The sequence below is a fragment of the Actinospica robiniae DSM 44927 genome (assembly GCF_000504285.1).
In the GTDB taxonomy this organism is placed as follows: domain Bacteria; phylum Actinomycetota; class Actinomycetes; order Streptomycetales; family Catenulisporaceae; genus Actinospica; species Actinospica robiniae.
The window spans coordinates 4,060,859-4,084,256 of sequence record NZ_KI632511.1 but is presented as its reverse complement, the minus strand read 5'-3'; the positions used below and the strand labels follow the sequence as shown (position 1 = coordinate 4,084,256).

The window sequence follows — 23,398 nt, the reverse complement described above, 5'->3', positions numbered from 1 at the left end:
TGTGGGGGCAGCATGCGCCTCAGGAAGCCGAGTGGCGCACTCGCCGCTTCGTTGGTCGCGCTCGCGCTGGCGATCAGCGCGTGCGGCGGCGCGAAGGACTCCCGGAACGCGGGCCGCACCGCGCCGATCTCGATGCTGGAGCAGGTCGCCTACCAGCCCCGTGACGCGCTGCAGCAGGGCGGCACCCTGCATCTCGCCATGGACCAGTGGAGCACCAACTGGCAGGTCGAGTCGAGGAACGGCGACACGGGCGCGGACACGGCGTTGGTCATGTCGGCGATGCTGCCCTCGCCGTTCCACTTCGGCGCCGACGGCACGCCGGTCTCCGACGGCGACTACCTCACCGCGGAGCCGGTCGAGACCACCGTCGCGGGCAAGCAGACCATCACCTACGACCTGAACCCGAAGGCGATCTGGTCCGACGGCACTCCGATCACCTACAAGGACTGGGTCGCCGACTGGAAGGCGCTCGACGGCGGCGACAAGGCGTATGCGCCGGCGGACACCGAAGGCTACGACCGGATCTCCTCCGTGGCCGAAGGCGTGAACGAGCACGAGGTCGTCGTCACCTTCGCCAGCGCCTTCACGGACTGGAAGTCGCTGTTCGCCCCCCTGTATCCGGCCTCTGAGGTCGCGACCGCGGAAGCCTTCAACCACAAGCTGACCGCCTCCCTCGGCCTCTCCGCCGGCCCGTTCACGCAGGGCTCGATCAATGCGGCGGACCAGACCGTCACCCTGGTCGCGAACCCGAAGTGGTGGGGCGAGCCGCCGATGCTGAGCGCGATCACGTTCACCACGGTCGCCGCGGACGGCCAGGCGCAGGCGTTCGCCGACGGCGAGATCGACTCCGTCGACATCGGCGTGGACCCCGCCGCTCTGAAGACCGCCGAGGCCGCGAAGAACGCCGTCGTCGTGAGGGCGGGCAGCTCGCAGTACCGCCAGCTGACCATGAACGCCGCGAGCCCCTACCTGGCCGACCAATCGGTGCGCCAGGCCATCGCCGAAGCCCTTGACCGCCAGGCGATCGCGCAGTCCGACCTCGCCGGTATGGACGTGCCGGAGACGGTACTCGACAGCCACTTCTTCATGCCCAGCCAGCTCGGCTACGCCGACGACGCCGGCGAAGTGGGCGCCTACGACCCGGCCGCCGCCAGGCGACTGCTGACCCGGGCCGGCTGGATCCAGGCGGCGGGCAGCCGCTACCGGACCAAGGGCGGCAAGCAGCTCGATCTCAGTCTACTGATCCAGAAGGGTGTGCAGGTCGCAGCCGGCGAGGCGAGTCAGATCATTTCAATGCTCGAACAGGTCGGCATCAAGGTCACCGTCACGCAGGAAGGCGACGACTTCCTCACCAAGGTCGCCGCGGGCGGTTTCGATCTGGCCGTGTTCGCCCGGACCCTCGACGAGTTCCCCGTCTCCAGCAACGTCGCCCACTACCAGGGCGACACCGCGCAGGGCGGCACCTGGGGCACCAACTACTCCCACCTGGCCAGCCTTTCGCTTGACTCGCTGCTCGCGAAGGCGACCTCGGCCGTGACACTCGCGGACGAGACCACGATCATCAACCAAGCTGACCAGCAGGTCTGGCAGGAGGCCGGCAGCATCCCGTTCTACCAGGGGCCTGAGATCGACGTGCAGGCGCCGAACCTGGCCAACTACGGCGCGTTCGGATACGCCGACGTCGTCTGGCAGAACGTCGGCTTCGTGGCCGACGGGACCCCGACGTCCTGACGGTGGCGCCGCCGCAGCCATCTGGCTCCCTTGCCGCGACGGCGCTGTATCTTTAACCAGGAAGCTGTCATTTTGCCGTGATCTGGGAGGGTGCGGTGAGACGGTTCGAGTGGCAGAGGATCACAGTGTTCGTCGTGCTTGACGTCGCTGGGACGGGGGGCACCGCCCTGGGCTGGTATCTGAAAGGCCGCCACAACGGGACGCCGCTGCCGCTCGCGCTGGCGGCGCCGTCGTTCGGGATCGCCGTCGCGCTGATCGGGCTCGGCGTGTACGCGCGCGTCAAGCGGTCGGGGCAGGCGCCGGAGCGGGACGTTTGATACCGCGAGTGCAGCGGGGCGAGGTGTGGTGGGCGGTTCTCGATGAGAAGCGACCGGTGGTGATCCTCTCGTCGGCGGGGGAGGAGTTGCGGTGCATGCAGATCGTCGCTCCCGCTGACGCGGACATCACCGGTGCCGCCGTCGAGGTCCGATTGGGTGTCGAGGAAGGGCTCACGGAAGCAGGTGTCGTGCGTGTCGCGCTGCCTCGCGTCGGGCTCATCCCTTGCACGTGGCTCGTGACGCTGACCCGCGAGGACTTGGTCGAGCGGGCGGGAACGCTCTCGCCGGCGAAGCTGCGCGAGCTCACGGATGCGCTTCGGCTGGCACGGCTCGAATAGGCGCCGCTGACTTCTGTCGCCCAGGGCTCGGTATCTTGAGCGTGCAACCGCCGCTGGGAATGAGGATCGCGTGCCCCGACTGTCGATCGGTTTCGACCTGGACATGACGCTGATCGACTCCGCGGCCGCGTTCAAGGCCGTTCTCGACGAGCTCTCGGCGCAGACGGGCGTCTTCATCGACAGCGCTGCGGCCGCCGCGCGGCTGGGGCCGCCGATCGAGGACGAGCTCGCGAACTGGTTTCCGCCGGCGCAGGTCGCGGATGCCGTTGCGCAGTACCGGGAGATCTATCCGCATCAAGGCATCGCACATCTCAGTGCACTGTCCGGTGCGCATCAGGCTACTGATGCTGTGCGTGGCCGCGGCGGGCGGATCGTCGTGATCACGGGGAAGATCCCCGCGATCGCCGAGCAGTGCCTGCAGCAGGTCGGACTGGATGTCGATGTGGTCGTCGGGTCGGTGTTCGGTGCGGCGAAGGGCACTGCGATTCGCGAGCACGACGTGTCCGCCTACGTGGGGGACCACCCCGCTGATGTCCTTGGCGCGCGGGCCGGAGGCGCCGTCCCGGTGGGCGTGGCCACGGGCGCTTTCACCGCCGACCAGCTGCTCGACGCGGGCGCCGCCGTGGTTCTGGCGGACCTGTCGGCGTTCCCGGCGTGGCTGGGCACGCACGTGTCAGCGTGATCAGGAGTCTGTGCCGTACTCGTCGACGTCCAGGACCGCGCGGGTGGCCTGGAGGAAGTCGAGGATGTCGCGTCCGAGGTGCCAGCCGAAGTCGCCCGTGGGCACCCACCTCGCCTCCGTGAACCGGCTCTCGCCGTCGTCGAAGTAACGCACGACCTGGAGTGTGGCGCTGATCTCGGCGTCGGGGGCGTTCGTCAGGGCTGCGATGGCGTCGGTGTGCGGCCTGAGGCGTCGCAGGACGCATGCGATCTGCTCGTCCACCGCCAGCCCTGGCTCTCGGCACTCCACGCGCCACCGGTGCACGGGCGGGGAGGGCCGCGGCTCGGTCCTGCGGCTGCCGCGGACGTCGGTTCGGTCGGGTTCGATATCGAGAGCGGCCGTGATCTCGGTGGCCGGGGTGGAGTCGCTGGCGAGGACGAAATAAGCGTACTGATGGACCGGCATGGCTGCAGGATAGGTCGCGGGCCGATTACGCGGCGCGGTAGGTCCAGAGGTCGGTCAGGCGCCCGTCGGCCACGTGGAACAGCCAGACGAGGCGGGCGCCGGCCTGGCCGGGGAGGTTCACGCCGCCGATGCCGCCGACCACGCAGACGCGGTGGTCCTCCGCCAGGATCGCCTCGATCTCGAAGCGCATCTCCGGGCGAGCAGCGCGGATCGCGGCCACCGCGGCCTGCACACCGGCCGGGTCGGCCACCTCGGGGTGGGAGTGGTCGTTCCAGGTGGCGCTGAGGATTTGCGGAGCGGCGGCGGTGTCGCCTGTGTTCCACATGGCGAAATACTGCTGAGCGAGGTCGCGGGGCGAGAGTGTATTCGAGTCCTTAATCACGAGCCTGATGATAGGGGTCTCACGGACTAGGGGTGCTTGCGCGCGCCCTTCACGACCTTGTCCACGATGTTGCGCGGGCCGTAGAAGGCGATGCCGACCAAGTCCAGCGCGTCGCGGCCGACCGCACGCACGGCGGCCCGGTTGTCCTCGTCATTGCCGGTGACGAACATGTCGGCGATGAAGACCGAGGTCGCGACGCCACGTTCGAGCGCTCGGGCGTGAGCGGTGGCCAACTGCTCTTTGCTGCCCTCGAAGACCATCACGGGCTGCCGGAACATCGGCAGGTACGGCGTGCCGTCCCCGTCTGCGTAGGGTTGGCCGATCACCTCCGGGTCGTGCGTACCGAAACCGCTGACCAGGAAAGCGGTCACGTTCAGGCGCTGCCAGGCTTCGAGGTCCTCGCGCAGCAGGACGGCGATCTTGTTCGTGAAGCGGGCGGGCGACGGGATCTCTGGGTTCATGTACTGATCAAAGCCCGTTTTGTCGCCCAGATCTTGTACGATCTTTGCATGGCGGCTCACGACCGGTTCCGTGCGTGGCGCCCGGCGGTCGCGGGGGTGACCGAGGTGCTCCACGCGCACTTCGTCGAGCACGCGTACCCGATGCACGTGCACGCCTCGTGGACCCTGCTCATCGTCGACGACGGCGCGGTCAGCTACGACCTCGACCGGCACTCGCACCTCGTCGCCGACGCAGTCACCCTGCTCCCCCCACACGTCCCGCACAACGGCCGCTCCGCCACCGCCGCCGGGTTCCGCAAGCGCGTGGTCTACCTGGACTCCGCGCAGCTCCCGGAGGCCTTCATCGGGCGCGCGGTCGATCAGCCCGTCTTCGTCGACGCCGCGCTGCGCCGCCGAATCCACCAGATCCACGGCGCGCTCGCGCACCCGGGGGAGGAGTTCGAGGCGGAGAGCCGGCTCGCCCTAGTCGCCGAGCGGCTCGGCGAGCACCTGCGCCGCCGAGTAGGAGAAGCCGCGCCCATCACCGATCCGCCGCTAGCGCGGGCACTGCGCGACCTGCTCACAGAGCGCTTCCGCGAGGGCCTGGCCCTGAGCGAAGCGGCCGCGCTCCTGCACGCGCACCCCGCGCACCTCGTGCGCACCTTCAGCCGGGAATACGGCATGAGCCCGCATCAATACCTCACCAGCCTCCGCGTCGACTACTCCCGCCGGCTACTGCTGGCAGGAATGCCCCCGCCGCCGTGGCGACCGAGTCAGGCTTCTACGACCAGCCCCACCTCACCCGCCACTTCACCCGGATCCTCGGCGCGCCCCCGGGCCGCTTCGCCCGCAGCAGCCGCCAAGAGAGCTGAGCAGTTCGGGCTTCTCGTACGGATTGATTCTCGGCTGGGTGATCGTCGGGGTGGGGGTGGGCGCTTCGCTTCGCTGGTTTCGTCTGTCCACCCGCCCACCCCGTTGCGTTGGTGGGGTGGGCTGGGGTTTCAAGATCTCGCCTCCGGCGGGGGCCCTTCTCTCGGAGAGAGATGCCGGAGTCTGTGGGGTGCTGGCGTTGGCGGGGCGGGCTGTTGTTCGGGGTGGTCGGGTGCCGGGTGTGTGCTCTCTCCTCGGTCGGTCCCCGGAGGCAATCAGGGACCTGCCGGGAGGTCAAGCGGCGGTAGCTTCCGCTGATGGTCGATTGTGCATCGCGCCGCTTGACCTCCCGGCAGAACCCTGATCGGGCTTCGCCTGCCCGACCGAGGAGAGAGCCCACCCCCTGGGGAGTGGTGCGAGCTGCGCTCGGGCCCGGGTCCCGGCCGGTGTCCCGGTCGCGCTCGGTGCGGAAGAATCCTGCACCGCCCTGACCCGACCGACGCTCCTCTTCGGCTGCCTGGTTCGCTCAGCCTTGTGGTGTGGTGTCCGGTGGTTCGGCTGTGCTCGATACAGGATGTTGCATCACGTAGATTCCTGTATCGCCGGTTGCGGTACCGCTCCCATCTCCTACTTCAACGCCCGGGGACGTCCGCGAGTTCCCGGGAATATCCCTGATTCTTTTACCACGCAAGGGTCGTATACACGTCTTTTGTCAGTGGCGGCCTCTAGAATAGAAGTGTTCGGGGATGTCGGGGCCGGTGATGGGAGGGTGTCGTGGACGGGGTGGCTGGGCAGGTCGCGTCGATGTCCCGCGTGGTGCGGGGGGTGCTCGAGCGTGCGCGGGCGGGTGGGGATGATGTGGGGCGGGTTGATGCGGTGCGTGAGGCGATCGTGGAGGTGGGCCGGGCGGCGCAGGCGCTGCAGGGGATGCTGCTGGCGCTGGTCGGTGAGGGCGACCGGCTGGGTATCGCGCGTGGGGGTGTGGGTCCGTGGCTGGGGACGGTGCTGGATGTGACCGAGGGCCGGGCCCGCGCGCTGGCGCACGACGCCCGGCTGCTGGCACGGCTGCCGGGGGTGGAGGCGCAGTTGTGCTCCGGGATGATCGGGCCTGATTCGGCGCGGGCGTTGGCGCGCACGGTCAAGGCGGTGCGGGCGACGGGCCTGGACCCCGCGGAGGAAGCCGCCAAGACGCTCGAGGTGACCCGGGAGCGCGGTGCGCGGGCCGGGTTGGAACGGGTACGGGTGCTCGAGGAGCAAGTCGCGCCGGGTTCGATCGAGGCGCGTCACGCGCGGGAGCGCGAGCGTTCTTTCGCCCGGATCAGCACGTGCGGGGAGGGTCAGATGCACCGGTGTGAGATCCTGCTCGATCCGGTGCGCGGCGCCGTTTTCCAGGCCGCGATCGATCTGCAGGTCGCCGAGATGATCCGGACCCGGCAGTTCGACGGCGGAGAGATCGTACCGGAGGATGTGCGCAGCACCGAGCGTGTCTAATGGAGTGTGTAAGCGGGTGACCTGTTGAGCAGCAGGTGGTAGTGCCTGGCTGCTAGAAATGGTGACACGCTGTGAGTGGCAAGAAGATGGACCAGGTGCTGTCGGTGGAGGCCGAGGAGCATCTGGTGGAGGAGCTCGAGCAGGTCGAGGGTGCCCGTCGGGTCGCTGCGATCCTGGCTCCGGAGGCGATCGACTCTCTGCTGGCCGAGGCCGAGAAGGCCGGGGGCGGGGCGCAGGAGCTGCTGGCTGCGATCACCAAGGCGGTGCTCGAGCGGGCGCTGCAGGTGGAGATGGCGGATCACCTCGGCTACGAGAAGGGGGATCCGGCCGGGGTCGGCTCGCCCAACTCGCGCAACGGCTCCTACCCCAAGACCGTGGTCACCGCGTCCGGGCCGGTGCGCCTGCAGGTCCCGCGTGATCGGGCCGGCTCGTTCGAGCCGCGGATCGTGCCCAAGCGCACCAAGAGGCTCGGGCAGGTCGACGAGATGATCCTCTCGCTCTACGCCCGGGGGATGTCCACCCGCGACATCCGCGACCACCTCGCCGAGGTCTACGGCGCCGAGATCTCCCCCGCGCTGGTCTCCAACGTGACCGAGGTGGTGCGCGAGGAGATCGCCGAATGGCAGAACCGCGCGCTCGACGCGGTGTATCCGATCCTTTACATCGACGCGATCGTGGTGAAGGTCCGCGAGTCCGGCAGCGTCGTGAACAAGGCCGCGCACCTGGTGATCGGCGTGGACACCGACGGGTACAAGCAGGTGCTCGGCATCTGGATCGAACAGAAGGAGGGCTCCCGGTTCTGGCTCAACGTCCTGACCTCCCTGCGCAACAGGGGCCTGAAAGACGCCCTCGTCGTGTGCTGTGACGGGCTGAGCGGGCTGCCCGAGGCGATCGGGCACGTATGGCCCGAGGCGATCGTGCAGACCTGCGTGGTCCACCTGATCCGCACCTCGATGCGGTATGTCGCCTACGCCGACCGCAAGAAGATCGCCGCCGCGCTGCGCCCGATCTACACCGCCGCGAACGCCTCGGCCGCCGAGGCCGCGCTCGAAGCGCTGCGCGGCACGTTCGCCCGCAGCGCACCCGGGGTGATCTCCGCATGGGAGCGGTCCTGGGAGACGTTCATACCGTTTCTCGACTTCCCCCTCGAGCTGCGACGGGTCATCTACACGACCAACGCCATCGAGTCGATGAACTTCCAGCTCCGCAAGATCAGCAAGACCCGCGGGCACTTTCCCGACGACGACGCCGCGATCAAACTGCTCTACCTCGGCATCCGCCGCATCGAGGGCCGCCACATCGACGGCGAGGGCCGCCACGTGCCGGCCGGACAGCTGCGCGGCACCGGAACCTACGGCTGGAAGCGGGCCCTGAACGACTTCGCGATCCGCTTCCCCGGCAAACTCCCGGTCTGACCAGCAAAACCGTCACCGACGGCAACCGCCGACGGAGACCCGAAGAAGGAAGAACCGTCCCCAAACTTACACACTCCAATTGACAAGCCCGCAGCACCGAGCAGATGAACGCGGAAGCGGTCACCCGGCTCGCACAGGTCTTCCTCGATGCCCCGCCCGAGCAGCGCCACGCCCACTTCTCCCTGCCCGCGCTCGCCGTCACCATCGAGCCTCCCGCACCCGCGGCGGCCGTGAAGAAGCCTGCCGTGCCCGCGGCGGCCGTGAAGGACCCTTCCGCGCATGTGGCGGGCATGAAGGATCCTGCCGTGCACACCGAGATCCCCGCCGGCTGTGCGCGCACGGTGTTCGGGGCGTTGGTTCCGGCCGGGCGCCTGCCCAAGCGCGGTGATCCGCGGCGCCACGAGCTGGTGACCGACGGGCACACGGGCACCTTCGACGGGATCGCGCTGGACCATGACCCCCGGGCGCGCCTGGCCTCGCCCGCGCAGCGCGGGTTTCTCGCATGGCGCGACCGGTACTGCACCTACCCGGGCTGTGACCGCCCCCTCACGTTCGCCCTGCACGCCCACCACATCGTCCCGTTCGCGCACGGCGGAGAGACGAGAGTCGGAAACCTCCGCCTGTACTGCGCGAAGCATCACACCACCGTCCACCAGGAGCGGTGATGCACGATCCTGTATCGGCCGCGGCCAAGCCGCCGGACACTGACCCGCACGGCTCCCAGACCACGCAGTCGAAGAGAAGCGGCCGCATACGAGCGATGCACGATTCCTCCGGATCGAGCACGGCCAGGCCACGGGATGGGACCCGGGCCCGAGCACAGCTCACACCGGACCTCAGGGGGTGGGCTCTCTCCTCGGTCGGGCAGGCGAAGCCCGATCAGGGTTCTGCCGGGAGGTCAAGCGGCGCCCTGCAAAATCGAGCATCAGCCCAAGCCACCGCCGCTTGACCTCCCGGCAGGTCCCTGATTGCCTCCGGGGACCGACCGAGGAGAGAGCACACCCCCGCAACCCCACCACCCCGAACCCCAACCCGCCCCACCAACGCCAGCACCCACACGAGCCCGGCACTCTCTCCGAGGAAGGGCCTGCCAGCGGCGATTTTCGTCTTGAAACCCCAGCCCACCCCGCCAACGCAACGAGTGGGCAGGGTGGGCAAACGAAACCGTGGGCGAAGCGAAGCACCCGCCCGGCCCATCAGTCACGCCCAGGGCTTGGGAGATTTTCCGGTTAGGCATTGCCCGCCCCAACCGTCGCGCCCGTCCATAGCCCCCAGCCGTCGCCGTGCTCGGTTCGGGCCACGCGCCGGAGTGGCATGGCCCGAGCCGAGCACGTGAGCGTTCAGAGCGCCCGGGAGAGCAGGATCCGCTCGACGGTGTCGCGGGCCTCGATCAGCACCCGCAGCAGGGAGCTGTCGCACTCGTTCGCCTCAGTGAAGGCGTCGATCCGGGCGAGCAACTCCTCCGACGCCGCCCAGTACGGGAACATCACCTCGGCCAGCAGCGCGCGCATCTGCTCCGGGCGCTGCTCCCACAGGTTCGGCAGGTCCTCGAAGTAGCGCTCGGCGTAGGGGGCGAGCAGCTCGGCGTGCTCGCCGTTGCCGAGGCCGCCGGTGAGTGCGCGGACCGCGTCCGGGCCGAACTCCTCGCCGGTAAGCCTGCGCCAGGCGGCCTCCTTGTGCTCGGCGTCGGGGATCGCGGCGCGGGCGGCGAGGGCGTGGTTGCGGCCCTGGTCGGTCGCGTCGCGCTGCAGCTCGGCGTCGATCTCGTCGTCGCCGGCGCGGCCGAGGGCGGCTAGGCGGCGGAGCAGCATCCAGCGCAGCTCGGTGTCCACGACCAGCCCCGGCACGCTCTGCGCGCCGGAGAGCAGGCCGCTGACGAACTCCTGCTGCTCCTCGTCCGCCGCGGACCAGGCCAGCAGCTGCGCCCAGGCGAGCTGGTGGTCGCTGCCCGGCTCGGCCGTGCGCAGCAGCTCCAGCGCGGCCGAGGCCAGCTGCGTCTTCGCCGCGGCGATCTGCTCCGGGGCGGCGAACCGGCGCAGCGCCATCGACGCCTGCACGTGCAGGAATTCGAGCACGGAGACGGACGTCTCCTTGGCCATGCCGCGCGCGAGCATCCGCACGAACGCGGGGACCTCCAGCCGGGCCTGGAACATCATCCGGATCGCGGTGCTCCAGGACAGCGCGCGCGGCAGCGACTCGGCGAAGTCGCCGATCGACTCCACCAGAGTGGCCAGCGACCGTTCGTCGAACTCGATCAGCGCGAAGGTGTGGTCGTCGTCGTTGAGCAGCACCAGGTCCGGCTGCGCCGTGCCGACGAGGCCGGGCACCTCGGTGCGCGCGCCGACCACGTCCACGTCCACCTGCCCGGTGCGCACCAGCGAGCCGTCCCGCCGCTCGTACAGGCCCACCGCGATCCGGTGCGGCCGCAGGTGCGGATGCGCCTCCGGGGCGGTCTGGACGACCGTGAAGGCGGTGAAGCGGCCCTCCTGGTCGAGCTCGAACTCGGCGGCCAGGGTGTTCGGGCCGGCCGTCTCCAGCCAGGCCTTCGACCAGTCGGCCAGGCTCTTCCCGCTCGCCTCCTCCAGCTTGGTCAGCAGGTCGCCGAGAGAGGCGTTGCTCCAGGCGTACTCAGTGAAGTAAGCCCGTAGGCCGGCGAAGAACTGCTCCCGGCCGACGTAGGCCACCAGGGCTTTGAGCACGGAGGCGCCCTTGGCGTAGCTGATGCCGTCGAAGTTGGCCAGCGCCTCGTTCAACGTCTGCACGTCGGCCGCGATCGGGTGGGTGGAGGGCAGCTGGTCCTGCGCGTAGCCCCAGGTCTTACGGCCGTTGGCGAAGGTGGTCCAGGCCTCGGTGAACCGGGTGGCCTCGGCCGAGACGAAGCTGCCGGAGAACTCGGCGAAGGACTCGTTGAGCCACAGGTCGCCCCACCACTTCATGGTGACGTAGTCGCCGAACCACATGTGTGCCATCTCGTGCAGGATCACCACGGCGCGGGTCTCGTAGAGCGCGTCGGTGACCTTCGAGCGGAACAGCAGCCGCTCGGTGAAGGTGACCAGGCCCGGGTTCTCCATCGCCCCAGCACGGAACTCGGGCACGAAGATCTGGCCGTACTTCGGGTACGGGAAGTCGCAGTCGAACAGGGTGGTGAAGTAGTCCAGGCCCTGACCGGTGATCAGGAACATGTCCTCGGGCTCGAGGTGGCGTGCGAGCGAGGCGCGGGCGGCCAGCTCCAGCGGGATCACCTGGCCGCGGGTGGTGGTGTGCGAGCCGTACACGACCTCGTACTCGCCCGCGGTGACGCAGACGAGATAGGTCGAGAGGCGCTCGGTCGGCGGGAAGGACCAGGTGGCGACGGACGCGTCCTCCTCGGCCGGCGCGGGCTCGGGCGCGGGGGTGTTGCCCAGCACGCTCCAGTGCGCCGGCGCGGTGACCTCGACGTGGAAGACCGCCTTGAGGTCGGGCTGCTCGAAGTTCGCGAACACCCGGCGGGCGTCCGACGGCTCGAAGTTCGTGTACGTATACACTTTGCCGTCGGCCGAGTCGGTGTACCGGCCGAGCCCGCCGCCGTCGCTGCCGTAGGCGCAGGAGGCCACCACCCGCAGCTCGTTCTCCGCGGCCAGGCCGGCCAGTGCGATCCGCCCGCCCGCGTAGACCGCGTCCGGGTCGAGGGCGCGGCCGTTGAGGGTCACCGAGTGGATCTGCTCGGCGACCAGGTCCGCGTAGCTGTCCGCGCCCGGTTCGGCGCAGGAGAAGCGGATCACCGAGGCGGACCCGAAGACCTTCTCCCCGCGGGTCAGATCGAGCGAGACGTGGTACTTCTCCACCCGCAGCAGCCCGGCCCGGACGGCCGATTCTGCGCGGGTGATCTCTGCGATGGGCATGCGCTGTTCCTTCGCCGTACACGGGCCGGATCGATGTCCGGTCCAGCATATGCGCGGGGATTTCTGTGCGCTGCGCCCATCACCCGAGGCAGAATCGGCGCCCGGTGAAATCGGCGCCCGGTTGAATCAGAGCCCGGTCAGGGCACGGTTCAGAGCCCGACGGCCTTGTACAGCGAGCCGATCTCCTGCTGGTTGAGGTTGCGCACCTTGCCGGGACGCTGGTCGCCCAGCGCGATCGGCCCGAAGTGGGTGCGCACCAGCCGGTTGACCGGGAACCCGGCCTCGGCCAGCAGCCGCCGCACGATGTGCTTGCGGCCCTCGTGGATCACCACTTCGACCAGCGCGTTGCGGCCCACCGCGTCGACCATCCGGAACGAGTCCACCCGGGCGAAGCCGTCCTCGAGCTCGATGCCGTCGCGCAGCCGCTTGCCCAGGTCCCGCGGGATGACGCCCTCGACCCGGGCCAGGTAGGTCTTCTGCACGCCGTACGACGGGTGGGCCAGCCGGTTGGCCAGCTCGCCGTCGTTCATCAGCAGGATCAGGCCCTCGGTGTCCGCGTCCAGCCGGCCCACGTGGAACAGGCGCTGGCCGCGGTCGGCCACGTAGTCGCCGACGGTCTGGCGGCCCTCCGGGTCGTGCATCGCGGACAGGACCCCGCGCGGCTTGTTGAAGGCCACGTAGAAGGCGTCCGGGGCGGAGGAGATGCGCATCCCGTCCACGTGGATGACCGCGGACTCGGGCTTGACCCGCATACCCTGCTCGGTCACCCGCTTCCCGTCCACGGAGACCCGGCCCATCTCGATGATCTCCTCGCACACCCGCCGCGAGCCGATGCCCGCCGCGGCCAGCACCTTCTGCAGGCGCACGCCCTCCTCGTTGGGGTCGGCCAGGGGCCGCCGCCCGCCGCTCGATCCGCCGCGGCCCGATCCGGCCGTGCGCCGCTCCATCGTCGTGGTGCCTTCCTTGTTTCACAGTGCTCGAAGTCGATCACGGCCGCGGCTCCCACCGCGCGGCCCGGGGTCAGGCGAAGTCCTCCACCTCGACCTCGGCCGCGCCGGGCAGCAGCGGGGCCAGGTCGGGCAGTTCCTCCAGCGACCGCAGGCCCATCCGCTCCAGGAAGTAGCCGGTGGTCTGGTAGAGCACGGCGCCGGTCTCCAGGTCGCTGCCGTACTCCTCGACCAGGCCGCGCGCCAGCAGCGTGCGCATCACCCCGTCGCAGTTCACGCCGCGGATCGCGGAGACCTTCGACCGGCTCACCGGCTGGCGGTAAGCCACCACGGCCAGGGTCTCCAGCGCCGCCTGGGTCAGCTTGGCCTGCTGGCCGTCGCGCACGAAGCGCTCGACCACCGGTGCGCACTCGGCCCGCGAGTAGATCCGCCAGCCGGTGCGCGAGCCGTCGCCGGCGAGGCCCACCTCGCGCAGTTCGAACCCGCGACCCTGGACAGTGTATTCCTCCGCGAGCTCGGTCAGAGCCTCGGCCACCTCGTCCTTGGGCCGTTCGAGCACTTGGGCCAGCGAGATCACGGTGGCCGGCTCGTCCACGACCATCAGGATCGCCTCGAGGCAGGTCTTGAGCGGGGGCAGCGGCAGCGCGAGCTCGCCGCCGGTCAGCTGCCAGGCCGGCTCGGCCGCGGCGGCCTCGGCAGGCGGGGCGTACGCGGCGTACGCGGTGACGGGCTCCGGCGCCGGGGTCGGCGCGGGGATGCCCACCGCCGGCGCGGCGTCCGGCCCGAGCCCGACGGCGCGCTGGGCCGGCAGCTCCGCGAACGCCTCCGGGACCGCCCCCGGAGACGACTCGGGCCCGGGCTCGTCCCGCGCCTCGTCGCTCTCGCCGCCCTCGACGGCCTCGGGTTCGATCCGCACGCCGCGGGCCGCCCAGAACGCCGCGCCGGGGCTGGTCGGCTGGTCCTGCTCGGTCACGACTCGTCCTCCTCGTCGCCGTATTCGCTCTCTGCAATACCGGTGAGCTCGGTGATGTCGGCGAAGTCGGCCCGGGCCGGCCGCTCGGCGCCGTCCTCTTCCTCGCCGTCGGCGTCGCCCTCGTCGTACTCGCCGTCCACGTCGATGTCGCCGTCCTCGTCGCCGGTCCAATGCACCGTCAGCTCCGCGTACGCGGCGGACTGGTCCTGGTCGAAGCCGACCGCGCGCTCCCGGAAGAGCTCGAGCAGTGCGAGGAACCGGGCCACCACGTGCAGGGTGTCGGGGGCGTCGGCGACCAGGGTCTGGAACGTGGCGGTGCGCAGCACCCGCAGCTTCTCCACCACGATCGCGGCCTGTTCGCGCACGGACACCTGGATCTGGTGGATGTGCGCGATCGAGACCTGCGGCGGCACCTTCGGCGTCATCGCCTTCACGGCCAGCTTGGCGAACTGCTCCGGGGTGAGCGCGAAGACCAGCTCCGGCAGCAGGTCGCGGAACTCGGGCTCGAGCGGCACCGAGCGCGGGTGGCGCAGCGAGCCGTGCGCGTACCACTCGGACAGGCCGGCCGCGATCTGCTTGTACGCGCGGTACTGCAGCAGCCGGGCGAAGAGCAGGTCGCGCGCCTCGAGCAGGGCGAGGTCCTCCTCGTCCTCGACCTCCGCGGACGGCAGCAGCCGGGCCGCCTTGAGATCCAGCAGGGTGGCCGCGATCAGCAGGAACTCGCTGGCGGCGTCCAGGTCCCAGTCCGAGCCTTGGGCCCGGATGTAGGCGATGAAGTCGTCGGTGACCTGCGAGAGGGCGAGTGTGGTGACGTCCAGCTTGTGCCGGGCGATCAGCGAGAGCAGCAGGTCGAACGGGCCTTGGAACTCGGCCAGGTGTACGCGGAAGACACTCGGGTCGTCCGGATCGGGCTCAGGGGGGCCGAAGAACGGGACGACCGGCTCGGGGCCGACGGCCGCGGGCGGGCGGGACTCATCGGTCTCCTCCGGCGCCGCGGACGCCGACTCGTCCTCGGCCACACTCTGCTCCACCCGATCACTCTATTACGTGGTGGCGGCGCCGCTGTAGCACGCGCACGCGGCCGCGCCCTCGTGCCGGACGCACCCGCCCGGCCGCGCCCGGCGCCACCTCGAAGACAGGTTCTGAAGACAGCTCTAGCGCTGCCGGTAGCACTCGGCGCGCAGGATCCGGACCAGGCTGGAGTCCTCGCCGTGCTCGCTCAGGTCGGCCAGCACCAGGTTCACCGCCTCGCGCACGATCCGGCCCCGGTCCACCGAGAGCCCGTGCCCGGCGCGCAGCATGATCCGGGCCTGCTCGAGCCCGACGAGCTCCTCCGGCGAGACGTACACGGTGATCTTCTCGTCGTGCCGCTCCCGGCCCGAGGCCCGCCCCCCGGAGCGGCCGGCCGAGGAGGCCGGCAGCCGCGGGGCGGCGGAGCGCTGCGGCGGCAACGCCGGCTCGTCCGCCTCGTCCTCGTCCTCCACCGGGTCGGGCACGGCCCGCAACCGCGCCGCCGTGTTGCCCAGCGTCACGGGGCCGCGCCCGAACAGCTCGTCGGCCCCGGGCATCCTCACGCGACGGGGCACCGCGCGAGCACCTCCCTCGCCAGCTGGCGGTAGGCGGCGGCGCCGACCGAGCTCGAGGCGTAGGAGGTGATCGGCTCGCCGGCGACCGTGGTCTCCGGGAAGCGGACGGTGCGGCCGATCACGGTGTGGAAGACCTGCTCGCCGAAGGCCTGCACGACCCGGGCGAGCACCTCCCGGCTGTGCACGGTGCGCGCGTCGTACATGGTGGCCAGGATGCCGTCGAGCTCGAGGTCCGGGTTGAGCCGCTCGCGCACCTTCTCGATCGTCTCGGTCAGCAGGGCCACGCCGCGCAGCGCGAAGAACTCGCACTCGAGCGGCACGATCACGCTGTGCGCGGCCGTCAGGGCATTGACGGTGAGCAGGCCGAGCGAGGGCTGGCAGTCGATGATGACGTAGTCGTACTCGCTCAGCGCGGGCTTGAGCGAGCGCGCCAGCGCCGACTCCCGGGCCACCTCGGTGACCAGCTGCACCTCGGCCGCGGACAGGTCGATGTTGCTCGGCAGCAGGTCCATCCCCGGCGTGATGGTCTTGAGCAGGATGTCCTCGATCGAGACACCCCGCTCCATCAGCAGGTTGTAGACGGTGCGGTCGAGCTCCATCGGGTTCACGCCCAGGCCCACCGACAGCGCGCCCTGCGGGTCGAAGTCGACCAGCAGCACCTTGCGTCCGTACTCGGCCAGCGCCGCGCCCAGGTTGATGGTCGAGGTGGTCTTGCCCACCCCGCCCTTCTGGTTGCACATGGCGATGATCTTGGCCGGGCCGTGCTCCATGGCCGGCCGCGGGGCCGGGAAGCGCGGCATCGGGCGCCCGGTCGGGCCGACCCGCTCGCGCCGCTGCGTCGCCGGGTCCGGGGCCAGGGTGGCCGCGTACTCGGGATCGGGCTCTATCTCCGCATCGGGGTCGAACCCGTCCTCGTAGCGAAGCTCGTCGTCGATGCCGTATGGATCGTCGATCTCGACGTCGCCGGCCCAACGGCCGGCCTGACCGCCCGAAGCCGTCGTCATGGTCGAATCAGTCACCTGCCGGTCATCCTCCCAGGCCCCCCAGTTCGTAGATGGCGTCTTGTCGTCACCGCGCCGCGAGTGCGCGCCGGTGGCCGGTGGACGGCGCCCGCCGGGCGGGCAGCGCTCGTACTCGCACGCCCTAGTGTCCACCGCTCCGGGTGCAATTGTCGACCTATCGACTCGCTCACTTCACCGCGTTCCGCCAGGCCGGACGGTGCAGACTCTAGACAATATGGTGCAATGAGAGCAAAGAAGCATCGCCCATGCGGGCTAACGCCCGCAGACTGTTGCAGATTTGTCGACAAGTCTCCACGGTGGGGTCATCGTCCTGACGGATCGTCAGGGCGGAGCGTGCAGGCTGAGAACGCGTCAAAGAAGACGACTCATCTGTTTTCTGACGTCCCGATTACCGTATGCTGCAACCCGACTTATCGTTCACGGAGGGGATCCATGTGAATCAACGTAAGCTCGCCACGCCGGACATCGTGATCGCCGCCGCGGGACTGATCGCTTTCATCGCCACCTTCCTGCCCTGGTACAAGCTGTCTGATACGGCCACCGCCGGAGACGCGTCGCAGAGCCTCTCCGTCACGGTGAGCGGCTGGAACTCGCCCTCGTCCGGAAGCCTCGACGGTCAGACCATCGCCGGTCCGCTGGTGTGGATTCCGATGGTGCTCCTGCTGATCCTCGGCATCCTGGCGCTGCGTTCGTTGTTCGCGCCGCAGCTGCTCGCGGGCAAACTCTTCTACCAGGTGGGCATCGGCGTCGGGGCGCTGGGCGTGATCCTGGTGGTGGTGCGGTGGCTGACGTTCTTCAAGCCGCCGACCGAGGAGGACGGCGTCAAGCTGGACGTCTCCTCCGGCGCCGACTTCGGGCTCTACCTCGGCCTGCTCGCCGCCCTCGCGGTCGTCGGCGTCTCGATCTGGGGGATGCGACAGCCGCCGGCCGCCGCGGCCGCCCCGGCGTTCGGCGCCTACGGTCAGCAGCCGTTCGGCCAGCCGCAGCAGCAGGCCTACGGCCAGCCGCAGTACGGTCAGCAGCCGCAGTACCCGCAGCAGCCTCAGCAGCCTTACGGTCAGCCGCCCCAGCAGCAGCCGCAGTACGGGCAGCAGCCGCAATACGGCCAGCCCCCGCAGCAGGGCCAGTACGGCCAGCAGCCCCAGTACCCGCAGCAGCCGCAGCAGCCTTACGGTCAGCCGCCCCAGCAGCAGCCGCAGTACGGCCAGCCGCCGCAGCAGGGCCAGTACGGCCAGCAGCCGCAGTACCCGCAGCAGCCTTACGATCAGCCGCAGCAGCCGCCCCAGCAGCAGCAGCCTTACGGCCAGCCCCAGCCGCCGCAGCAGCCCCAGCAGCCGCCGCAGCAGTGGAGCTGAACACACGTCAGCGCCCCGGTTCGCCCGCACGCGGAACCGGGGCGCTGTCGTCTGCCCCTGCTGGGAGTCCGGGCTCTTAGGAGAGCACCTCGTCCAGCTTGAGGTGGCCGAGTCCGTGAGCGTCGGCGACCGGGGCGTAGGTGAGCTCGCCCTGATGGGTGTTGAGACCCAGGGCGAGCGCGTGGTCCGAGCGGCAGGCTTCGCGCCAGCCCTTGTTGGCCAGCTCCACCGCGTACGGCAGGGTGACGTTGGTGAGCGCGAAGGTGGAGGTGTTCGCCACCGCGCCCGGCATGTTGGCCACGCAGTAGAAAACCGACTCGTGCACCTTGAAGGTGGGCTCGGCGTGCGTGGTCGGGTGCGAGTCCTCGAAGCAGCCGCCCTGGTCGATGGCGATGTCCACCAGCACCGAGCCCGGCTTCATCCGGGACACCAGCTCGTTGGTCACCAGCTTCGGCGCCTTGGCGCCCGGGATCAGCACCGCGCCGACCACCAGGTCGGCGGTCAGGCAGGCGCGCTCGAGGTTGTAGGCGTTCGAGGCCTGCGTCTTGACCCGGTTGCCGAAGACCTTGTCGGCCTCGCGCAGCTTGGTGATGTCGCGGTCGAGCAGGGTCACGTCGAAGCCCATGCCGATCGCGATGGTGGCCGCGTGCCAGCCGGACACGCCCGCGCCGACGACCACGCACTGGGCCGGGGTCACGCCCGGCACGCCGCCCGGCAGCACGCCGCGGCCGCCGGAGAAGCGCATCAGGTTGTACGCGCCGACCTGCGGGGCGAGCCGGCCGGCCACCTCGGACATGGGGGCGAGCAGCGGCAGCGCGCCGTTGGGCAGCTGCACCGTCTCGTAGGCGATGGCGGTGGTGCCGGCCTGCAGCAGCGCGTCCGTGCACTCGCGCGAGGCGGCCAGGTGCAGGTAGGTGAACAGGGTCTGGTCCGCGCGCATCCGGTGGTACTCGGACGCGATCGGCTCCTTGACCTTCAGGATCAGCTCGCCGGTGGCCCAGATCTCGTCCGCGCTCGGCAGTATGGCCGCCCCGGCCGCCGCGTACTCCTCGTTCGGGATGGAGGAGCCCACCCCGGCGTCGGTCTCGACGAACACCTCGTGCCCGTGCTGGACGAGCTCGTGCACACCGGCGGGGGTGATCGCGACGCGATACTCGTGGTTCTTGACTTCTCGGGGAATACCGACCTTCACGACGAACCGTCCAAGAGGGGGGAACTGGGTAGGGATCTGCCGCGTAGCCTAATGCGCTCCCCGCCGTGAAACGCCTTACATCGTGCACCGCGTTTCCAGCAAGCCCCGACGAAGTGTCGGCAGGTTCCGTCTTGCTTCTTAGGAAGAAAGTGCCCCTGGCCTTGATATGCAAGGCCAGGGGCGGGATTCTTCGTCAGATTCAGAAGGGGCGGGCCGGCCAGGGCGCGTCCGCCGGGCGCAGCGCGTCGATCCCGCCCGGCTGTGCCCGGGCCGCCGTCAGGGCACAGACGGCCGCCACGATGGAGGAGGTGCCGATCCGGCCGGCGAGCACCTGCCCGAGCATCTCGGAGACCGGCACCCACTGCGCCACGATGCCCGCCTCCTCGGCCGTGCGCGCGTACCGCTCGCCGGTGGCCTCGCGCACCCCGTGCGCCAGGAAGACCCGGGTCGCCTCGTCCGAGGTGCCGGTGGAGTTGCGGTAGTCGACCAGCACCCGCCAGTCGTCCGCCACCAGGTACGCCTCCTCGAACAGCTCCCGCTCGGCCGCCTCGCGCGGGTGCTCCCCGGGCTGGTCGAGCAGCCCGGCGGGCAGTTCCCACATCAGCAGCCGCACCGGGTGACGGTACTGACGCAGCGTCAGCATCCGGTCCTGCTCGTCCAGCGCGAGCACGGCCACCGCGCCGTGGTGCGTGGTGTACTGCCGCCGGCCCTTCGTGCCGTCGACCATCCGCACCAGGTCCTCGCGGTAGTCCGTGATGCCGCCCTCGGCCAGCACCCGGCTCTCCAGCACCGGCCAGTGCTCCGGGATGTCCTCGAACTCGTACTTCACCATGGCTCAGATTCTGCCCGGTTCCGGCCCCGACCGGGCCGAGCCCGCGTCAGACGGCCCCGGCCGCCGACTCCGCGCCGGAGCTGCGGGCCACGGCCGCCGCGACCAGCCCGACGAACAGCGGGTGCGGCCGGGTCGGACGGGAGCGCAGCTCCGGGTGCGCCTGGGTGGCCACGAAGTACGGGTGCGTCTCGCGCGGCAGCTCGATGTACTCGACCAGCCGGCCGTCCGGCGAGGTGCCCGAGAACACCAGGCCGCCCTGCGCGATCCGGTCCCGGTAGGCGTTGTTGACCTCGTAGCGGTGCCGGTGCCGCTCCTCGATCTTGGCCACGCCGCCGTAGACCTCGCGCACGATCGAGCCCTCCTGCAGCGCCGCCGGGTACAGGCCCAGGCGCATCGTGCCGCCCAGGTCGCCGCCGGCCAGGATGTCCACCTGGTCCGCCATGGTCGAGATCACCGGGTGCGCGGTGTTCTCGTCGAACTCCGACGAGCCCGCGCCCTCGATCCCGGCCAGGTTCCGGGCCGCCTCGATCACCATGCACTGCAGGCCCAGGCACAGCCCCAGGATCGGCACCTTGTGCTCGCGGGCGTACTTGACCGCGTTGATCTTGCCCTCGATCCCGCGCACGCCGAAGCCGCCCGGGATGCACACCGCGTCCACGTAGGCCAGCGCGGCGCGGGCGCCTTCGTCGGTGCGGCAGTCGTCCGACGGCACCCACTTGATGGTGACCCGGGTGTTGTTCGCGAAGCCGCCCGCGCGCAGCGCCTCGGTCACCGACAGGTAGGCGTCCGGCAGGTCGATGTACTTGCCCACCAGCGCGACGGTCACCTCGTGCTCGGGGTCGTGCACCCGGCGCAGCAGCTCGTCCCACACCGTCCAGTCCACGTCCCGGAACGGCAGGTCCAGCCGGCGCACCACGTACGCGTCGAGGCCCTCGGCGTGCAGCACCTTGGGGATGTCGTAGATGGACGGGGCGTCCGCGGCGGTGGCCACGGCCTCCTCGTCCACGTCGCACATCAGCGAGATCTTGCGCTTGATCGAGTCCGGGATCGGCCGGTCGGCGCGGCACACGATCGCGTCCGGCTGGATGCCGATGGAGCGCAGCGCCGCCACCGAGTGCTGGGTCGGCTTGGTCTTGAGCTCGCCGGACGGCCCGATGTAGGGCACCAGCGAGATGTGCAGGAAGAAGCAGTTGCCGCGGCCGATCTCGTGCCGCACCTGCCGGGCCGCCTCGAGGAACGGGAGCGACTCGATGTCGCCGACGGTGCCGCCGATCTCGGTGATCACGATGTCCACGTCGGCGCCGTCCATCGCCAGGATCCGGGACTTGATCTCGTTGGTGATGTGCGGGATGACCTGAACGGTGTCGCCGAGGTACTCGCCGCGGCGCTCCTTGGCGATCACCGAGGAGTAGACCTGGCCGGTGGTGACGTTGGCCGAGCCGTGCAGATCGGTGTCGAGGAAGCGCTCGTAGTGGCCGATGTCGAGGTCGGTCTCGGCGCCGTCGTCGGTGACGAAGACCTCGCCGTGCTGGAACGGGTTCATCGTGCCGGGGTCGACGTTGAGATAGGGGTCCAGCTTCTGCATGGTCACCCGCAGCCCGCGGGCTTTGAGCAGCGCGCCGAGGCTGGATGCCGTCAAACCCTTGCCGAGCGAGGAGGCGACGCCGCCGGTGACGAAGAGGTGCTTGGTCTTGCTGGACACTGCCAACGCGGGGCTCCCGTGGGGTTTCGAGGGGTGGCCGGGTGGGGCACGGCCTTACGCATCCACGGGCTACCAGCTTATCAGCAAGCCGCCGGGAGTTCGTCAGCCGGTGTACTCGTACGGGTGAGGACGGCCGGCCGGCGAGCGTTGGCGGCCCGGGCCCACCCCCGGATACCCTGGCCCGGACGACGACCGCCGCGGCGCGCGGGGGGCGGGACGGGCTCGACGAGGCGGTGAAGACGCGAGTGGCGGTCAGGGCGGTGCGCGGCGCGGTCCAGGTGGCCGCGGACCGGCGCGAGCAGGTGCTGGCCGCGACGACCGAGCTGGTGACGGCGCTGCTCGAGGCCAACGCGCTCACCCCGGACGACGTCATCTCCCTGCTGTTCACCGCCACCCCGGACCTGACCAGCGAGTTCCCGGCGCTGGCCGCCCGCGAGCTGGGCCTGGCCGACACTCCGCTGCTGTGCGCGACCGAGATCGCCAAGCCGGACGCGCTGCCCCGGGTGGTGCGCGTCCTCGCGCACGTGGAGACGATGCGGGCCAAGGCCGAGGTCAGGCACGTCTATCTGGGCGGCGCGGCCGTGCTGCGCCGCGACATCGCGCAGTAGCTCCCGGGCGCGCCCGCGCCGGAATCTCAAGACCTGTACCACGTCCCGAGCCATGTTGAGGGAACTGATGAAAACCGCGGTAGTGATCGGCACCGGCCTGGTCGGCACTTCGGTCGCGCTGGCGCTGAGCCGGCACGGCGTGCTGGTGCTGCTCGAGGACCGGGACCAGGACGCCGTGCGCACGGCCGCCTCGCTGGGCGCCGGCACGCTGCTCGCGCCCGAGGGCGCCGGGCAGCCGGCCGACCTGGCCGTGCTCGCCGTGCCGCCGGCGCACGTGGCCTCGGCGCTGGCCGAGGCGCAGCGGCGCGGCCTGGCCCGCTGCTACACCGACGTGTGCTCGGTCAAGGGCGGCCCGGTCGCCGACGCCGTCGCCCGCGGCCTGGACACCGCCTCGTACATCGGCGGGCACCCGCTGGCCGGCCGGGAGAAGAGCGGGCCGCTGGCCGCCCGGGCCGACCTGTTCGAGGGCCGGCCGTGGGTGCTGACCCCGACCGCGGACACCGGCCGGGAGGCGCTCAACCGCGCGCTGGAGCTGGTCTCGCTGTGCGGCTCGGTGCCGGTGGTGATGGACCCGGCCGAGCACGACCGCGCCGTCGCGCTGATCTCGCACGCCCCGCACCTGGTCTCGGCGCTGATGGCGGCCCGGCTCGAGTACGCCACCGAGGACGCCGCGCGCATCGCCGGGCAGGGTGTGCGCGATGTCACCCGGATCGCCGCGGGCGACCCGGAGCTGTGGCTGGAGATCCTCAGCGCCAACGCCGGCGCGGTCGCGGACGTGCTCGAGGAGTACGCCGGGGACCTCGGCGCGGTGATCGCCGACCTGCGCGCGATCGCCGACAAGGGCGCGGCGCTGGCCCCGGAGGCCGGGACCGGGCTGGTCGGGCAGCTGCGCCGGGGCAACTCCGGGGTGGCCCGGATCCCGGGCAAGCACGGCGCGCCCCGGGCCGCGTACGCCGCGGTGCCGGTGGTCATCGGGGACGCCCCGGGCGAGCTGGCCCGGCTCTTCGCGGCGGCCGGCGCGGCCGGGGTCAACATCGAGGATCTGACCATCGAGCATTCACCCGGGCAGCAGGTCGGTCTGGTCACCCTGTACGTTGATCCGGACGCGGCGCCCGGCCTGTCCGAGCGCCTGGCCGAGCGCGGCTGGACCGTACAGGCCTGAGCGTGATCGTGGGCGGAGAAATGGACGC

Annotated in this window: 22 protein-coding genes and 1 pseudogene; 11 read left to right on the top strand and 12 right to left on the bottom strand. The window is 70.5% G+C overall.

Features of this window, described 5'->3' with window-relative positions; all coding sequences use genetic code 11:
* Positions 1-12 precede the first annotated feature (12 nt).
* The 4 genes from ACTRO_RS17335 to ACTRO_RS17320 all read left to right on the top strand — a co-directional run bounded on the left by ACTRO_RS17335 (position 13) and on the right by ACTRO_RS17320 (position 3,068).
* Complete coding sequence (locus ACTRO_RS17335) at positions 13-1,731, top strand: ABC transporter family substrate-binding protein (protein ID WP_034264253.1); 1,719 nt, start codon at positions 13-15, stop codon at positions 1,729-1,731.
* A gap of 125 nt (positions 1,732-1,856) precedes the next feature.
* Positions 1,857-2,048: a hypothetical protein gene (locus tag ACTRO_RS17330; RefSeq protein ID WP_157436311.1), complete on the top strand. Its 192-nt coding sequence runs from the start codon at positions 1,857-1,859 to the stop codon at positions 2,046-2,048.
* An 8-nt stretch (positions 2,049-2,056) separates the two neighbouring features.
* Entirely contained in the window at positions 2,057-2,386 is a 330-nt protein-coding gene (locus tag ACTRO_RS17325) for a type II toxin-antitoxin system PemK/MazF family toxin (protein ID WP_034264247.1), read from the top strand.
* A 70-nt stretch (positions 2,387-2,456) separates the two neighbouring features.
* Positions 2,457-3,068, top strand: coding sequence for an HAD family hydrolase (locus tag ACTRO_RS17320; protein ID WP_034264244.1), 612 nt, complete (start codon positions 2,457-2,459; stop codon positions 3,066-3,068).
* Here ACTRO_RS17320 and ACTRO_RS17315 read toward each other — a convergent pair whose 3' ends face one another.
* From ACTRO_RS17315 to ACTRO_RS51040, 3 genes are read right to left on the bottom strand one after another with little or no spacing between them, the layout of a single operon-like run.
* Complete coding sequence (locus ACTRO_RS17315) at positions 3,069-3,512, bottom strand: DUF4279 domain-containing protein (protein WP_034264241.1); 444 nt, start codon at positions 3,510-3,512, stop codon at positions 3,069-3,071.
* Positions 3,513-3,537: 25 nt separating this feature from the next.
* Positions 3,538-3,894, bottom strand: a complete 357-nt coding sequence (locus ACTRO_RS17310) for a nuclear transport factor 2 family protein (protein ID WP_157436310.1) — start codon at positions 3,892-3,894, stop codon at positions 3,538-3,540.
* Positions 3,895-3,920: 26 nt separating this feature from the next.
* The gene (locus ACTRO_RS51040) at positions 3,921-4,355 is read right to left on the bottom strand and encodes a DUF2000 family protein (RefSeq protein ID WP_034264235.1); all 435 of its coding nucleotides are present in this window, start codon (positions 4,353-4,355) and stop codon (positions 3,921-3,923) included.
* Between the two features lie 48 nt (positions 4,356-4,403).
* Here ACTRO_RS51040 and ACTRO_RS51035 point away from each other — a divergent pair.
* The 4 genes and pseudogenes from ACTRO_RS51035 to ACTRO_RS17285 all read left to right on the top strand — a co-directional run bounded on the left by ACTRO_RS51035 (position 4,404) and on the right by ACTRO_RS17285 (position 8,775).
* A pseudogene (locus ACTRO_RS51035) lies at positions 4,404-5,206 on the top strand (AraC family transcriptional regulator).
* Positions 5,207-5,978: 772 nt separating this feature from the next.
* On the top strand, positions 5,979-6,695 hold the full coding sequence (locus ACTRO_RS17295) for a hypothetical protein (RefSeq protein ID WP_034264233.1): 717 nt from the start codon (positions 5,979-5,981) through the stop codon (positions 6,693-6,695).
* 86 nt (positions 6,696-6,781) lie between these two features.
* Positions 6,782-8,110 carry an IS256 family transposase gene (locus tag ACTRO_RS17290; protein WP_051450066.1) on the top strand — a complete coding sequence of 443 codons (1,329 nt, stop codon included), beginning with the start codon at positions 6,782-6,784 and terminating at the stop codon, positions 8,108-8,110.
* 104 nt (positions 8,111-8,214) lie between these two features.
* Complete coding sequence (locus ACTRO_RS17285) at positions 8,215-8,775, top strand: HNH endonuclease signature motif containing protein (protein ID WP_034264231.1); 561 nt, start codon at positions 8,215-8,217, stop codon at positions 8,773-8,775.
* A 675-nt stretch (positions 8,776-9,450) separates the two neighbouring features.
* On the opposite strand, the gene pepN is transcribed toward ACTRO_RS17285, so the two are convergent.
* The 6 genes from pepN to ACTRO_RS17255 all read right to left on the bottom strand — a co-directional run bounded on the left by pepN (position 9,451) and on the right by ACTRO_RS17255 (position 16,501).
* Positions 9,451-11,991, bottom strand: coding sequence for an aminopeptidase N (gene pepN / locus ACTRO_RS17280; RefSeq protein WP_034264228.1), 2,541 nt, complete (start codon positions 11,989-11,991; stop codon positions 9,451-9,453).
* Positions 11,992-12,140: 149 nt separating this feature from the next.
* Positions 12,141-12,938, bottom strand: coding sequence for a pseudouridine synthase (locus tag ACTRO_RS17275; RefSeq protein WP_084316343.1), 798 nt, complete (start codon positions 12,936-12,938; stop codon positions 12,141-12,143).
* Between the two features lie 73 nt (positions 12,939-13,011).
* On the bottom strand, positions 13,012-13,602 hold the full coding sequence (scpB, locus tag ACTRO_RS17270) for an SMC-Scp complex subunit ScpB (protein ID WP_051452411.1): 591 nt from the start codon (positions 13,600-13,602) through the stop codon (positions 13,012-13,014).
* Between the two features lie 305 nt (positions 13,603-13,907).
* Positions 13,908-14,942, bottom strand: coding sequence for a segregation and condensation protein A (locus ACTRO_RS17265; RefSeq protein WP_063628017.1), 1,035 nt, complete (start codon positions 14,940-14,942; stop codon positions 13,908-13,910).
* A 123-nt stretch (positions 14,943-15,065) separates the two neighbouring features.
* Complete coding sequence (locus ACTRO_RS17260; RefSeq protein ID WP_084316342.1) at positions 15,066-15,479, bottom strand: hypothetical protein; 414 nt, start codon at positions 15,477-15,479, stop codon at positions 15,066-15,068.
* A 2-nt stretch (positions 15,480-15,481) separates the two neighbouring features.
* Entirely contained in the window at positions 15,482-16,501 is a 1,020-nt protein-coding gene (locus ACTRO_RS17255) for a ParA family protein (protein ID WP_051450981.1), read from the bottom strand.
* A 452-nt stretch (positions 16,502-16,953) separates the two neighbouring features.
* On the opposite strand from ACTRO_RS17255, the gene ACTRO_RS48960 reads away from it, so the two are divergent.
* Entirely contained in the window at positions 16,954-17,874 is a 921-nt protein-coding gene (locus tag ACTRO_RS48960) for a hypothetical protein (protein ID WP_211244301.1), read from the top strand.
* 76 nt (positions 17,875-17,950) lie between these two features.
* Here ACTRO_RS48960 and ald read toward each other — a convergent pair whose 3' ends face one another.
* From ald to ACTRO_RS17235, 3 genes are all read right to left on the bottom strand, one after another.
* A complete protein-coding gene (gene ald / locus ACTRO_RS17245; RefSeq protein ID WP_034264224.1) occupies positions 17,951-19,066 on the bottom strand; it encodes an alanine dehydrogenase in 1,116 nt (371 codons plus the stop codon).
* A gap of 199 nt (positions 19,067-19,265) precedes the next feature.
* A complete protein-coding gene (locus ACTRO_RS17240; RefSeq protein WP_034264221.1) occupies positions 19,266-19,898 on the bottom strand; it encodes an NUDIX domain-containing protein in 633 nt (210 codons plus the stop codon).
* A gap of 46 nt (positions 19,899-19,944) precedes the next feature.
* Positions 19,945-21,600 (bottom strand): CTP synthase, encoded by a 1,656-nt coding sequence (locus ACTRO_RS17235; protein WP_211244685.1) that lies wholly within the window; start codon positions 21,598-21,600, stop codon positions 19,945-19,947.
* Between the two features lie 245 nt (positions 21,601-21,845).
* On the opposite strand from ACTRO_RS17235, the gene aroH reads away from it, so the two are divergent.
* Positions 21,846-22,208: a chorismate mutase gene (aroH, locus tag ACTRO_RS17230; protein ID WP_034264216.1), complete on the top strand. Its 363-nt coding sequence runs from the start codon at positions 21,846-21,848 to the stop codon at positions 22,206-22,208.
* Positions 22,209-22,275: 67 nt separating this feature from the next.
* The gene (locus ACTRO_RS17225) at positions 22,276-23,370 is read left to right on the top strand and encodes a prephenate dehydrogenase (protein WP_034264213.1); all 1,095 of its coding nucleotides are present in this window, start codon (positions 22,276-22,278) and stop codon (positions 23,368-23,370) included.
* The last annotated feature ends 28 nt before the right edge of the window (positions 23,371-23,398 follow it).